10 protein-coding genes and 1 pseudogene are annotated in these 13,854 nt (G+C 71.2%); 9 read left to right on the forward strand and 2 right to left on the reverse strand.

Going from position 1 to position 13,854, the window contains the following annotated elements:
- Window positions 1-297: 297 nt before the first annotated feature.
- Together MMA15_RS24350 and MMA15_RS24355 are read left to right on the forward strand one after the other, a co-directional pair.
- Window positions 298-930, forward strand: coding sequence for a HEAT repeat domain-containing protein (locus tag MMA15_RS24350; protein WP_241062316.1), 633 nt, complete (start codon window positions 298-300; stop codon window positions 928-930).
- 143 nt (window positions 931-1,073) lie between these two features.
- On the forward strand, window positions 1,074-1,583 hold the full coding sequence (locus MMA15_RS24355; RefSeq protein WP_241062317.1) for a pyridoxamine 5'-phosphate oxidase family protein: 510 nt from the start codon (window positions 1,074-1,076) through the stop codon (window positions 1,581-1,583).
- Window positions 1,584-1,642: 59 nt separating this feature from the next.
- On the opposite strand, the gene MMA15_RS24360 is transcribed toward MMA15_RS24355, so the two are convergent.
- Window positions 1,643-2,683, reverse strand: coding sequence for an Rv2578c family radical SAM protein (locus MMA15_RS24360; protein WP_241062318.1), 1,041 nt, complete (start codon window positions 2,681-2,683; stop codon window positions 1,643-1,645).
- A 154-nt stretch (window positions 2,684-2,837) separates the two neighbouring features.
- Here MMA15_RS24360 and MMA15_RS24365 point away from each other — a divergent pair, with 154 nt between their 5' ends.
- The 7 genes and pseudogenes from MMA15_RS24365 (at window position 2,838) to MMA15_RS24395 (ending at window position 12,303) form a co-directional block, all read left to right on the forward strand.
- Window positions 2,838-3,284, forward strand: coding sequence for an SRPBCC family protein (locus tag MMA15_RS24365; RefSeq protein ID WP_241063441.1), 447 nt, complete (start codon window positions 2,838-2,840; stop codon window positions 3,282-3,284).
- A gap of 283 nt (window positions 3,285-3,567) precedes the next feature.
- A pseudogene (locus tag MMA15_RS24370) lies at window positions 3,568-6,077 on the forward strand (MFS transporter).
- Between the two features lie 345 nt (window positions 6,078-6,422).
- Window positions 6,423-7,256 (forward strand): M55 family metallopeptidase, encoded by an 834-nt coding sequence (locus tag MMA15_RS24375; RefSeq protein WP_241062319.1) that lies wholly within the window; start codon window positions 6,423-6,425, stop codon window positions 7,254-7,256.
- Window positions 7,249-8,577 (forward strand): M20/M25/M40 family metallo-hydrolase, encoded by a 1,329-nt coding sequence (locus tag MMA15_RS24380; RefSeq protein WP_241062320.1) that lies wholly within the window; start codon window positions 7,249-7,251, stop codon window positions 8,575-8,577. Before MMA15_RS24375 ends, MMA15_RS24380 begins: the two co-directional genes overlap by 8 nt.
- A 104-nt stretch (window positions 8,578-8,681) precedes the next feature.
- Window positions 8,682-10,706 carry a S9 family peptidase gene (locus MMA15_RS24385; RefSeq protein ID WP_241062321.1) on the forward strand — a complete coding sequence of 675 codons (2,025 nt, stop codon included), beginning with the start codon at window positions 8,682-8,684 and terminating at the stop codon, window positions 10,704-10,706.
- Window positions 10,703-11,767, forward strand: a complete 1,065-nt coding sequence (locus tag MMA15_RS24390; protein WP_241062322.1) for a S66 peptidase family protein — start codon at window positions 10,703-10,705, stop codon at window positions 11,765-11,767. Before MMA15_RS24385 ends, MMA15_RS24390 begins: the two co-directional genes overlap by 4 nt.
- On the forward strand, window positions 11,764-12,303 hold the full coding sequence (locus tag MMA15_RS24395) for a DinB family protein (RefSeq protein WP_241062323.1): 540 nt from the start codon (window positions 11,764-11,766) through the stop codon (window positions 12,301-12,303). Before MMA15_RS24390 ends, MMA15_RS24395 begins: the two co-directional genes overlap by 4 nt.
- A 227-nt stretch (window positions 12,304-12,530) precedes the next feature.
- Here MMA15_RS24395 and MMA15_RS24400 read toward each other — a convergent pair whose 3' ends face one another.
- Complete coding sequence (locus MMA15_RS24400) at window positions 12,531-13,577, reverse strand: aminoglycoside phosphotransferase family protein (RefSeq protein WP_241062324.1); 1,047 nt, start codon at window positions 13,575-13,577, stop codon at window positions 12,531-12,533.
- Between the last annotated feature and the right edge of the window lie 277 nt (window positions 13,578-13,854).

Genomic DNA, 13,854 nt, shown 5'->3' on the forward strand with positions numbered 1-13,854 from the left:
AAGGTTCGAAACGGGGAAGTGAGTGAACAGGGCGGCAGAAAGGACCGGCACGGGATCAACCGGCCCTGTCCCAGGGGCCGTTCCGTACCGAGTGCGGTGCTGTCCGGGCCGTCTCGCGGTGGTGTGCCGCGTCCCGGACCCCCGCCGAACCGACTTCACTCTCGGGCGGCTGCGTCACCAGGCCGCCTGAGCGGGGGTTCCGCTCTGACGAGCAACCTTAACTCGTGGGTAACCAATGCGCCAGGGGTATGGCACTTCCAGGGCTGTGGGACGGAGCACGTGGGGGAGGGAGCGTAAGTGGGCGACGCATTCCGATCGTTGATCGATCGCGTACGGGCAGAGGCGGATCCCGTCGAGTACGAACGGCTGGTCGCACTCGCCAGGGAGGACACTCCCGCGGCGCGCGACGAGCTGGCGTCGGTGCTGGCGGAGAGCCAACGCCCGTTGTGGGCGCGGGAGGTGGCCGCGTTCGCGCTGGGCAGCGGCGGCGACAGGCGAAGCTTCGAGACGCTGATCTTCATGCTGAACTACCGCGATCCCGTGCGCTGTGCCACCGCCGCCCACGCCCTGGCACGACTGCGCGACCCCCGTACGGCCCGAGCCGCCGCGGCCCTCGCGACCAACGAACTGCGCACCGGCTACGCGCTGCACGCAGTGCGGCTGCTGACGGCGTTACGTGCGCCCGAGTCCGTTCCGACCCTGATCTCCGTACTCCAGCGGCTGCTGATGGGACCCGTGCACTACTGGCCGATCGCCGAGGCATGTGTGCAGGGCCTGGGCGCGCTGGGGGACCGGCGTGCGATCGCGGTGCTCGGTGCGGCTGCCGAGCATCACCGGCTCTCGCCGTCGGCGAAGGCGGCGCTGGCGCGAATACCGGTGCAGCAGGGTCGGGCGCGCAGAAGGCCGGTGAAGCCGAACCGCTGTCCGTGAACGGGCCGCCGCACCTCGCACGGGGCGTCACCTCCTGCTGCCGTGACGCCGCACAAGCCGTGGCCCCATAGCCGTGACCGCCCACAGCTCCGCCCGGCCGAATCCGGACAGAAGATGTCTCATATCGGCGTGAGCATGTCCGTATGACTGTGAGCTGGGCGGCCTTCCATGCCGCCGAACCCGAGTTCGCCGACACCGTCCGCGCCCGCTTCGGTGCCTTCAAACACCATGTGCTGGCCACTATCCGCCCCGACGGCTCGCCCCGGCTGACCGGTCTGGAGGGTGACTTCCGCGGCGACGAGCTGTGGCTGGGCATGATGATCGGCTCCCGCAAGGCGCTCGATCTGCGCCGGGACCCTCGCTTCTCGATGTACGCCAATCCCGGCACGGGCACCGGCATGCACGGCGGCGACGTCCGTGTGTCGGGGCGGGCGGTCGAGGTGACGGATGCGGAGGAGTTCGCGCGCTACGCGGAGGGCGTCTCCGGCGGCGAGGCGCCCGAGCGCTTCCATCTCTTCCGTGCGGAACTGTCCGAGGTCGTACGCATCACCATCGAGGACCCGCACATCGTCTTCCAGGTCTGGCACCCGGGCCACGCCCTGCGCACCATCCGCCGCGCCGACGAGGACAGCACGATCCACGAGGACCTCTAACGCCGGGCAGACGAGGGCGGCGCGGCGGATCCGATCACGCGGCAGGTGCCCGACGGGCCCTACAGCAGCGTCAGTTGGGTGCAGTCCGGTGCCGCCGGCTCCGGTTCCGGTGCCCGGTCGGGGTGCACTTCGACGCGTCGGTGGGTGCCGGGGGAGGTGGGGCCGATGCCGTACTCGGCGGCCAGTTCGTGCACCTGGCGTGTGATGCGGCGCTGATACCACTTCGGGGCGTAGGCGCCGTCGGCGTACAGGCCCTCGTAGTGCCGTACGAGCTGCGGGTGGTGCTCGGCGAGCCACTTCATGTACCACTCGCGGGCTCCCGGCCGCAGATGCAGCGCGAGCGGCGTCACGGAGGTGGCGCCGGCGGCGGCTATCGCCCGCACCGTGGTGCGCAGCCGCTCCGGTGAGTCGCTGAGGAAGGGGATGACGGGAGCCATCAGCACACCGCAGGGGATGCCCTGGCTGCTGAGGGTCCGCACGACGTCGAGCCGCCGTTCCGGAGCGGGGGTGCCCGGCTCGACGGTGCGCCACAGCTCCTCGTCGGTGAAGCCGACGGAGACGGAGATGCCGACGTCGGTGACGGCCGCGGCGGAGCGCAGCAGATCGAGGTCGCGCAGGATCAGCGTGCCCTTGGTGAGGATCGAGAAGGGGTTGGCGTAGTCGCGCAGGGCGGTGAGGATGCCGGGCATCAGCCGGTAGCGGCCCTCTGCCCGCTGGTAGCAGTCGACATTGGTGCCCATAGCGATGTGCTGCCCGCGCCAGCGGCTCGAACCGAGCTCGCGGCGCAGCAGTTCGGGGGCGTTGACCTTGACGACGATCTGGGAGTCGAAGCCCGCGCCGGTGTCGAGGTCGAGGTAGCGGTGCGTGCCGCGTGCGAAGCAGTACACACAGGCGTGTGAGCATCCCCGGTACGGGTTGACCGTCCATTCGAACGGCATCCGGGAGGCTCCCGGCACCCGGTTCACGATCGAGCGCGCCCGTACCTCGTGGAAGGTGATCCCGGCGAACTCGGGGGTGTTGAACGTGCGTGTCACCACGTCGGTGCCGAAGAGGGCGGGATTCACCGCCGACCCGTCGCCGCTCAGGTTCTCCCAGCGCATGGACCCTCCTCGTGCCTCGTGCCGTTCGTACGCAGAGAATAGAACATCTGTTCCCCAGGGCTCTGTCAAGCCGATTTGGGCCCGGGTTCGCGGGGTGATTGAGTTGGCTGGCGCCTGCGGGCGCGACGGATGCGGCGAGGAGCAGGAGGAGCAGATGGCGCAGGTCGAGGCGACGACCCATCGCGAGATCGCGGCAGAGCCGGGGGAGGTGCGCCGCGCGCTCGCCGACTACCGCGAGACCAGGCCGAAGCTGCTGCCCGGCCACTTCAGCGAGTACGAGGTGCGCGAGGGCGGCGAAGGCGCCGGCACCGTCGTGCACTGGAAGCTCCAGGCCACCAGCAAGCGAGTACGCGACTGCCTGATGGACGTCACCGAGCCGTCCGAGGGTGAACTGGTCGAGAGCGACCGCAACTCCACGATGGTCACGACGTGGACGGTGGCGCCCGGCGGGACGGAGGGCTCCTCCCGCGTCACCATCAGGACCACATGGAAGGGCGCCGGCGGTATCGGCGGGTTCTTCGAGCGGACCTTCGCACCCAAGGGGCTGGGCCGCATCTACGACGAGATGCTCGCCAAGCTCGCCGCCGAGACGGAGAAGTAGCGGGCGCCCCGGGGGCTCCCAGGCGCTGCCGGGGGGCGGTCGCAGGCCGCAGGCCGCTCACCGGATCGAGTGGTTTCAGCGGCGGCACCGGCTACGCGCCGCCGCGACCGCCCCCTCTCCGTGCATGGGGAAACCCGCAGTTGAGGGCCCGACACATGCCCGGTGCAACGGAGTTGGGGCCCTCCGGCGCCGACTGCCGCGCCGCTTGCCCGACTTGAACGGCCTTGTCGCACAGTGCGAGAAATGCTCCCCGAGAACGGGCGGACGCGACCTGGGGAGTGCGATGAGCGGTACGGCTCTGGAGCACCCTGACCCGCGGTCCCCGGCAGCCGTGGAAGTGACCCTGGAGATCCCGGCACCGGGCGACGCGACCCCGGAACCCGGGTCCGGACACGCGACCGGGACCGCACCGGAGCACGCCCCTGCGGAACACGCCCCGCCGGAGCGCGCCGCCGCACCCGCCGCCGCGCTCAGCCCGCGCCGCGTACGGCTGGTCTTCGTAGGCCTGCTGCTCGCACTGCTGCTGGCCGCGCTCGAACAGACCATCGTCGCCACGGCGTTGCCGAAGATCGTCGGTGAACTGCACGGCCTGGACCGCATGTCGTGGGCCGTCACCTCCTATCTCCTCGCGGCCACCATCGGCCTGCCCGTCTACGGCAAGCTCGGCGACCTCTTCGGACGCAAGGGGATCTTCCTCTTCGCGATCGCGGTGTTCGTCGTCGGCTCCGCCCTCGCGGGCCTGTCGCGCACCATGACCGAGCTGATCGCCTACCGGGCGCTCCAGGGCGCAGGCGCCGGCGGGCTCCTGATCGGCGTGCAGGCGATCATCGCGGACATCGTGCCGCCACGTGCCCGCGGCCGCTACATGGGCCTGATCGGCGCCGCGTTCGGAGTGGCGTCGGTGGCCGGGCCGCTGCTGGGCGGCTGGTTCACCGACGAACTGTCCTGGCGCTGGTGCTTCTGGATCAACGTCCCGTTCGGTCTGGTCACCCTGCTCGTCACGGCCTTCGTGCTGAAGTCGCCCCGCCCGCGCGGCCGTCCGAAGCTGGACGTGCTCGGCACGCTGCTGCTCGCCGCGTTCTCCACGTGCCTGGTGCTGCTGACGAGCTGGGGCGGCACGGAGTACGACTGGGACGACACGACCATCCTCGGGCTCGCCGCGGGCGCCGCACTGAGCGCGGCGGTCCTCCTCGCCGTCGAACACGCCGCGAGCGAGCCCCTTGTGCCGCTGCGTCTCTTCCGCGACTCCGTCTTCAACGTCACGGCGGTCGTCGGAATGGCCGTCGGCGCCGCGCTGTTCGGAGCGGCGAGCTATCTGCCGGGCTTCCTTCAGATGGTCGAAGGCGTCACCGCCACCGAGTCGGGCCTGCTGATGCTGCCCATGATGGCCGGGGTCGTGCTCTCCTCCACCGTCTCCGGGCGCCTGATCTCCCGCACGGGCCGCTACCGGGCGCACCCCGTGCTGGGCTGCGCCGTCTCCGCGGTCGGCATGTGGCTGCTCTCGCGGCTGGAGACCGGCACTTCACGCGTCGAATACAGCGTCTGGATGGCCGTACTCGGGCTGGGCATCGGGCTGGTGCTGCCGGTGCTGGTCCTGGCCGTACAGAACTCCGTACCCACGAGGGACCTCGGCGTGGCCACCAGCGCCAACAACTACTTCCGGCAGATCGGCGGCAGCGTGGGCGCCGCAGTCTTCGGCACCGTCTTCGTACAGCGGCTCAACGACGCGCTCGCCGCGAGGCTGCCGCACGACGCACCGGGCGCTCTGCCCGACCCGTCGTCGCTGACGCCGCAGACGGTGCACCGCCTGCCCGCACCGCTGCGTGAGATCTATGTGCAGGCGTACGCCGACGCGATGCCGCGCATCTTCCTCTACCTGGTCCCGGTGCTCGTGGTCGGGCTGCTGTTCGCCTTCTTCCTCAAGGAGAAACCGCTCGTGAACGAGAACGCCCCCGTGCCCGAGGCGCGCATCCCCGGGCGCGCCCCCGCAGCCGCCGCGGGTGCCGCCGCCGGCGCGGAAGTGCCGTGCACGGCAGGGGAGTTCCCGTGTGCGGAAGCGTGCGCCACCAGGACGGCACGAGCGTGCCGCGCGCCGCCCTCACCCTCATCGACACCTCCGGCAGGCAGGTCGGCCGGGGCGGCACGGGCGAGGACGGACGGTACGCGCTGAGCACGCCCGCCCCCGGGGCCTATGTACTGATCGCGGCGGCGAGCGGACACCAGCCGCAGGCCGTCAGCGTCAGCGTGGGGGAGCGGCCCGTGGAACTCGACGTGGTGCTCGGAGGCTCCGGGCGGCTCACGGGCTGTGTCCTCACCCCCGACGGGCAGCCCGTGCGGGAGGCGTCGGTGACCCTCACCGACGTACGGGGCGAGGTCGTGGCCGCCACCCGCAGCGGCGTGGAGGGAAGTTACGTCCTCGACGAACTGGTCGACGGCGAGTACACGCTCGCCGCGAGCGCCCCCGCCTACCGGCCCGCGGCGCTGCCCGTGGCCGTGCGCTCGGCACGCGAGACACGGCAGGACATCGAACTCGCGGGCGGCGCGATGCTGCGCGGCACCGTACGGGCGGGTGAGGGCAGGCCCGTCGAGGACGCCCGCGTGACGCTGCTGGACGCGGGCGGCAACGTCGTCGACACCGCGACGACCCGTGCCGACGGCGTCTTCCGCTTCGTGGACCTGGCCGCCGGTGAGTACACCGTCATCGCCGCCGGATATCCGCCCGTGGCGACCGTGTTGCAGATCGAGGGGGGCGGACGTACCGAGCGCGATCTGCGGCTGGGGCACGAGAACTGACGGGAACCGACCAGAACCGACTGAACCGACTGAACCGACTGAACCGACTGAACTGACGGAACTGACTGAACTGACGGAACAGACGGAACCGACGGAACTGACGCCGGGCGGTGGGCTCTTGCTGCGCCGGGGCGCCGGGCCGCCGCTGAGCGTCGGGCGCCCGCGGCTCGCGTGGGGGCGGCCTCCGAACGTGCGCCGCAGCGTGTCGCGGCAGCCCCGCAGACAACGCGCACGGGCGGTGAAATACCTGGTCAGTGCGCGGTGATGAGGGGTGCCGGTGGTTGAGACCACAGGAGTTATCCACAGGGGTGTCACCGGGTTTGCGTACCGCGTAACGTTCCGGACATGAAGATCCTCATCAGCGCCGACATGGAAGGCGCCACCGGCGTGACCTGGCCCGCCGACGTCCTGCCCGGCACCCCCCAGTGGGAGCGGTGCCGCCCGATGTTCACCTCGGACGTCAACGCCGCCGTGACCGGCTTCTTCGAGGGCGGCGCCGATGAGGTGCTCATCAACGAAGCGCACTGGACGATGCGCAATCTCCTGCTCGAACAGCTCGACGACCGCGCCCAGATGCTCACCGGCAGACACAAATCCCTGAGCATGGTCGAGGGCGTGCAGCACGGCGACGTCGACGGCATCGCCTTCGTCGGCTATCACACGGGCGCCGGCACCGAAGGCGTCCTCGCACACACCTACCTCGCCAACACCGTCACAGGCGTGTGGGTCGACGGCGCACGAGCCAGCGAAGGCCTGCTCAACGCCCTCGTCGTCGAGGAATACGGAGTGCCCGTGGTGCTGGTGACGGGCGACGACCGCACCGTGGAGGACTCGAAGGGATACGCCCCGGAAGCCTTCGGCGTAGCCGTGAAGGACTACGTCTCGCGCTACGCCGCGGTGTGCCGCACACCCGGCCGCACCGCCTCGGACATCGAAGACGCCGCCCGCAAGGCCACCGGGCTCGCCGTGCGCTCCAACCCGTCACCCCCTCAGGAACACACCGTGGAGCTGGAGTTCGACGCCGAGCACCTGGTGGGAGCGGCGACCGTCGTGCCCGGCGTGGAGCGCACCGGGGAGCGCCGAGTCGCCTACACCTCCCCGGGCATGTATGAGGGAATCCGCACGTTCAAGGCCGTCACGACCGTCGTATCGGCAGCGGTGGAGGAGCAGTATGGCTGAGCACATCGACCAGACGGCGCTCGACGAAGCGGTGACCTTCACTTCCGAGCTGATCCGCATCGACACCACCAATCGCGGAGGAGGCGAAGGCTCGGAGCGCGCCGCCGCCGAGTACGTGGCGGAGCGTCTGGCCGCAGCCGGCATCGAGCCCCGACTGCTGGAGAAGGCCCCGGGCCGTACGAACGTGGTGGCACGGGTGCCCGGCAGCGATCCCGGCGCGGACGCCCTCCTCGTACACGGCCATCTCGACGTGGTGCCCGCCGAGCCCTCCGACTGGAGCGTCCACCCCTTCTCCGGCGAGATCCGCGACGGCGTTGTCTGGGGCCGGGGCGCTATCGACATGAAGAACGCCGACGCGATGGTGCTGGCCCTCGTACGCGCCTGGTCGCGTGCCGGTGTCCGACCGCGCCGCGACATCGTGCTGGCGTTCACGGCCGACGAGGAGGACAGCGCCGACTACGGTTCGGGCTTCCTCGCCGACCACCACCCCGAGCTGTTCGAAGGCTGCACGGAAGGCATCAGCGAATCGGGAGCCTTCACCTTCCACGCCGGGAAGGAACTCCGGCTGTACCCCGTCGCGGCCGGGGAGCGCGGCACGGCCTGGCTGAAGCTCACCGCGAACGGCACGGCCGGACACGGCTCCAAAGTCAGCCGCGCCAACGCCGTGAGCAGACTCGCCGCCGCCGTCGCCCGCATCGGCGAGTACGAATGGCCGCAGCGGCTCACGCCGACGGTGCGCGCCGCGCTGAAGGAGCTGGCCGCCGTGCACGGGCTGCCCGTGCCGGACGTGGACGCACCCGGCTTCGACGCCGACAAGCTCCTCGCCGAACTCGGCCCGGCGGCGGCCCTCGTGGAGCCCACCGTGCGCAACAGCTCCAACCCGACGATGCTCAGCGCCGGTTACAAGGTCAACGTCATCCCCGGCAGCGCCACGGCCTTCGTCGACGGGCGCATGCTGCCCGGCGGCGAAGAGGAGTTCCACGACACCCTCGACCGGCTCACGGGACCGCATGTCGACTGGGAGTTCCACCACCGCGAGGTACCACTGGAGGCCTCGGTGGACTCTCGGGCGTACTCCGTGATGCGTGAAGCCCTGGAGCACTTCGACCCCGACGCCCATGTGGTGCCGTTCTGCATGTCCGGCGGCACGGACGCCAAACAGTTCTCCCGGCTGGGCATCGCGGGATACGGATTCACCCCGCTGAAACTGCCCGAAGGCTTCGACTACCAGGCGCTCTTCCACGGCGTCGACGAACGCGTCCCCGTCGACGCCCTGCACTTCGGCACCCGCGTCCTCGACCGCACCCTGCTCGCTCTCTGACCACCGGCTCCCGCGCCACGGACAGGGGCACACCGGCACCACCACCCACCCCTGCCCCGCTCTCCCGCACCCCGGCGAACAACCCCCCACGGAGGCTCACGCACATGGCGAAGACCACGGCTCCCTACGGCAGTTGGCCTTCCCCCGTCGACGCCGCACTCGTCGCGTCACACGACGGGAAACCCGAGTACCTCGGCGCCGTCGGAGACGAGATCTGGTGGACGGAGCCACGCCCCGCCGAAGGCGGACGCCGCGCCCTGATGCGCCTCGCCCCCGGCCGCGCCGAAGCCCAGTCGGTGCTGCCCGCCCCGTGGAACGTACGCAACCGCGTCATCGAATACGGCGGACTGCCCTGGGCGGGCACCCCGCGCCACGAAGACGGGCCCCTCATCGTCTTCACCCACTTCGCGGACCAGAGGCTGTACGCCTACGAGCCCGACACGGCGGGGCAGGCCCCACGGCCCCTCACACCCGTCGCGGAAGCCGTCCCCGGAGGACTGCGCTGGTGCGATCCCGTCATCGTGCCCGACAGGCCCACCGGGCCCGAAGTGTGGTGCGTGCTGGAGGAGTTCACCGGAGAAGGCCCCACCGACCTGCGACGGGTACTCGCCGCCGTACCCCTGGACGGCTCGGCGGCAGACGACCGCAGCCTCGTACGTGAACTGACCGACGACACAAGCCGATTCGTGACCGGCCCGCGGCGCTCCCCGGACGGCAGCCGCGTCGCATGGCTCGCCTGGGACCACCCCGCCATGCCCTGGGACGGCACACGAGTCATGACCGCGAGCGTCGACGGCGACGGCCGCTTCGAGGACGTGCACACCGTGGTGGGCGGGCCGCAGGAGTCCGTCGCCCAGATCGAATGGGCGCCCGACGGGGCGCTGCTGCTCGCGACCGACGAGAGCGGCTGGTGGAACCTGCGGCGCCTCGATCTCGACGCATCCGCCTCCGGCAGCGGCGCCAGCACCGAACTGTGCCCCAGGGAGGAGGAGTTCGCCGCCGGACTGTGGCGCATCGGTCAGAAGTGGTTCGCACCCCTCGAAGGCGGACTGATCGCCACACTGCACGGACGGGGCTCCATGAGGCTGGGCGTACTCGACCCCGAGACCGGCGAACTGGCCGACGCCGCCGGGCCTTGGACCGAGTGGTCCGGCGTGGCCACCGCAGGCAGCCGCGTCTTCGGCGTCGCCGCAGGACCCCACAGTTCGCACGAGGTCGTCGAACTCGACACCCGTACCGGACACAGCAGGGTCGTCGCCGCACACCACAAGGACCCCGTCGACCCCGCCTACTATCCGCAGCCTCAGGAACGCACCTTCACCGGACCCGACGGGCGAGAGATCCACGCCCAGGTCTACCCTCCGCACAACCCCGGATTCCAGGCGCCGGAGGGCGAGTTGCCGCCCTACGCGGTATGGGTGCACGGCGGCCCGACCAGCAGGGCCCCACTCGTGCTCGACCTGGAGATCGCCTACTTCACCTCACGCGGCATAGGGGTCGTCGAGGTGAACTACGGCGGCTCCACGGGCTACGGCCGCGCCTACCGCAACCGGCTGCGTGAGCAGTGGGGCGTCGTCGACGTCGAGGACTGCGCCGCCGTCGCACGGCAGTTGGCGGCGGAAGGCGAGGCCGACGCGCAGCGGCTGGCCGTACGCGGCGGCAGCGCCGGAGGCTGGACAAGCGCCGCCTCCCTCACCTCACCGGCCGCCGAAGGTCTCTACGCCTGCGGGACGATCAGCTACCCCATTCTCGACCTGGCCGGCTGGGCCACCGACGAGACCCACGACTTCGAATCGCAGTATCTGGAATCCCTCGTCGGCCCGTTGGAGCACCACCCCGAGCGTTACCGCGACCGCTCGCCCCTGCACCGGGCCGACCGGATCACCGTTCCGTTCCTGCTGCTTCAGGGGCTGGAGGACGTGATCTGCCCACCCGTCCAATGCGAACGCTTCGTGGCTCAAGTCGACGGCAGCGGCGTGCCGTACGCCTACCTCACCTTCGAGGGCGAGGGGCACGGCTTCCGCCGCGCCGAGACGATCATCCGCGCCGTCGAGTCCGAACTCTCCCTGTATCTACAGACGTTCGGCATCGAACGCGACGACGTACCCGTACTGGAGCTGAACCGATGACCAGCGACGCGACCGCCGCCCACGCCAAGGCCGCGCCCTCACGCGCCTCCGATTCCGAGCCTGGGCCCGCCACCGCCCCCGCCCCCGCCCCCGCCTCCGCATCCGCGCCCCGCACCGGGACTGGGCCCGCACCCGTCGCGCTGACCAGGCCACGGCGTCTGCGAGCAGGCGACCGCGTGGGGCTGGTCGCACCCAGCGGACCCGTACCCCCGGAACGGCTGGAGGCGGGCGTGGCCATCCTCCGTGAATGGGGCCTGGAGCCCGTCGTGGGACGGCACGTCCTGGCGCCGCATCCCTCGCTCGCTCACCTCGCGAGCACCGACGAACACCGGGCCCACGACCTGGAGGAAGCCTGGTGCGACCCGTCGCTCGCAGCCGTCATCTCGGCCCGGGGCGGCTACGGCACCCAGCGGCTGCTGGACCGCCTCGACTGGGACAGGATGCGGGCGGCAGGCCCGAAGGTATTCGTCGGCTACAGCGACCTCACCGTGCTGCACGAGGCACTCGCACAGCGGCTCGAACTCGCCACCCTGCACGGGCCGATGGCGGCCACCGCCTCCTTCCTTGAGGACGAGGCGACCCGGGACCATCTGCGCCGGTCGCTCTTCGAACCCGAGACCGTACTCCGCATCGGACCGGCGGACGGCTCCCGCACCGTCGTCCCCGGCCGAGCCCGCGGCCTCACCATCGGCGGCAACCTCTCCCTGCTCGCGGCCGAACGCGGCACCCCCTACGCCCGCCCCTCCGCCGCCGGTGCCGTGGTGCTGCTGGAGGACATAGACCAGCCGCCCTACAGCATCGACCGGCTGCTGACGCAGCTACTGCGCTCCGGCTGGTTCGACGGCGTCGCAGGCATCGCCCTCGGCTCCTGGACGGAGTGCGGAGACCCCGCAGAGGTCAGCGTGGTACTGCGTGAGCGGCTCGAACCACTGGGCGTGCCCCTGGTCGAGGGCATGGACTTCGGCCACGGCCCCTCGACGCCCACCCTTCCGCTCGGCGTCCCGGCCGTACTGGACGCCGACGCGCGCTCACTCACCTACGACGAACCGGGACTGCTGTGACCGCCATCGAAGCCTCCATCCCGCCGCTGCCGCCTGGCGAGCCGGACCCGTCCGTCGCCGACCCCCAAGCGCTGCTGCGCGGATACCTGGACTACTACCGCGACACCCTGCTGCGGAAGATCGACGGCCTGTCCGAGGCGGACCTGCGGGGCAGCCGCGTGCCGTCGGGCTGGTCGCCGCTGGAACTGGTGCGACATCTGACCTATGTCGAACGGCGCTGGCTCGCCTGGGGGTTCGAGGCAGAGCGGGTGCCGGACCCTTGGGGCGACAGGGGCGGCGACGACCGATGGCGCGTTCCCGACGGGGTGCCGACGGCCGACGTCATCGACGCGTTCCGCGCGCAGTGCGACCGCTCACGGGAGATCGTCCGCGAGGCGCGCCTCGACGCTCACGCACGGCTCGGCGGACGCTTCCCCACCGAGGACGAGGCGCCGTCGCTGGCGTGGATCCTCTTCCATCTGCTCCAGGAGTACGCACGCCACGTCGGACAGCTCGACGTGGCAAGGGAATTGGCGGACGGCGCGACGGGAGAGTGAGCGGGAAAAACGGGGCGGGGGGGGGGGGGAGGCCCCCGGCGGTTGGTTTCGACTTCCCTCCGCCTCCGAGTTCGCCCCGCGCTTCCGAGTTCGCCCCGCCCGCCCCGCCCGCCCCGCCCGCCCCGTAGTCCCTTCGCCGCGGCCCTCCCTCTCCCACGATCCCCCGACCCGCCCACCCCGGCTTTGACACTCCGACCCCCCCTCGCCGGAAGCTCCCCGAACTCCGTTCAGACTCCCGCGACTTCAGCCACGGTCCGTACCTGATCCGACATCCGTACGCTGTCCGAAAGGTCGCCGTGACCGTCGAGGTGGTACAGCAGGAAGTCGACGAGGCGTGCGACGGCCCAGGCTCGTAGGCGTGTCACGTCGGCGCCGGTCGCGTCGGCCACGAGCGCGGTGCGCCGGGTGAGCACCCGCCGCGGATCGGAATGCGCGAACGGGTCGCCGATCTGCTGGATCAGCGGCCAGGGGTCGAAGGCGGGGTCTCCGTACATCGGCTTGGTGTCTATCGCCAGCCAGGGCTCGCGCTGGGCGGCGAGGAGATTCCCCGGGTTGAAGTCGCCGTGCACGATGGTCTCCCGGCCCGCGCCGTAAGGGAGTTCGCGCAGCAGGTTCGCGCCGAGCGTGAACAGGCCGGTGTCGACGCCGGTGGGCCAGTCGTAGCGGGCCACGCGATCCTCGGCGCGTTGCGCCCAGTCGGCCGTCACAGTCGACAGCCGCTCGACGCAGGGCAATTGCTCGACGGGCGGCAAGTGCCCGCCGGTCGACGGCGGCTCGACGGACGGCAATCGCTCGACGGTCGACGGCTGCTCGACGGACGGCAGTCGGTGCTCGCCGCCCGTGCCCGCGTCCCACAGCCGCGTCAGCACACCGGCTCCCAGCAGCAGCCGTTCCTCCGGGGGCAGGCCGCGGGCTTCGCGCAGTTCGGTGCCGGGTTCGCAGCGTTCCAGCAGCAGGGCGTAGTGCTTCGGGTCGTGCTCGTGGACGAGTACCGAACCGCGGCCCGCCCACAGCTTCAGCACCTCGCCCTCGGGACGTGCCTCCCGGTGCGGCCAGCTCACCTTCAGCACGGCACGGGTGCCGTCCGCACGGAGCGCCGGTGCGACCCATGAGCAGCTACCGCCGTGGTACGGGGCGCCGAGCCGCAGATCCCAGCGTTCGAGGAACTCCCCGACGAGCGTGGGCAGTCGGTCGAGCCATTCACGCCCGCTGCGGGTGCGACGCATGTCGTTCATCACCGGCAGCGAGGGCGGGAAAAGCGAATCGTCGGTCACGCTACGTTCGTACCACGCGCCTCAGCTCCGGGGCTTCCGGGAATCCGCCGCCGCGGACCCCGGCGCCGAATACCCGCCGCCAGCACTCGCCGCGGACCCCGGCGCCGAACACCCGCCGCCTGCGCCGCCGCCGTTCGCCGACTCCCTCGGCGGCGTCCACGTCGCCCGCAAGCTCTCGCTGACTCCGGCCCCGCCCCGGCGTCCAGCCCCCGCCCCCGTGCTCTGTTCAACCCGCCGTACAGCGTGTTCCATGGTCAACGCGGGAGTCCCGGTAAGG

Source organism: Streptomyces marispadix, from assembly GCF_022524345.1.
GTDB classification, from domain to species: Bacteria; Actinomycetota; Actinomycetes; order Streptomycetales; family Streptomycetaceae; genus Streptomyces; species Streptomyces marispadix.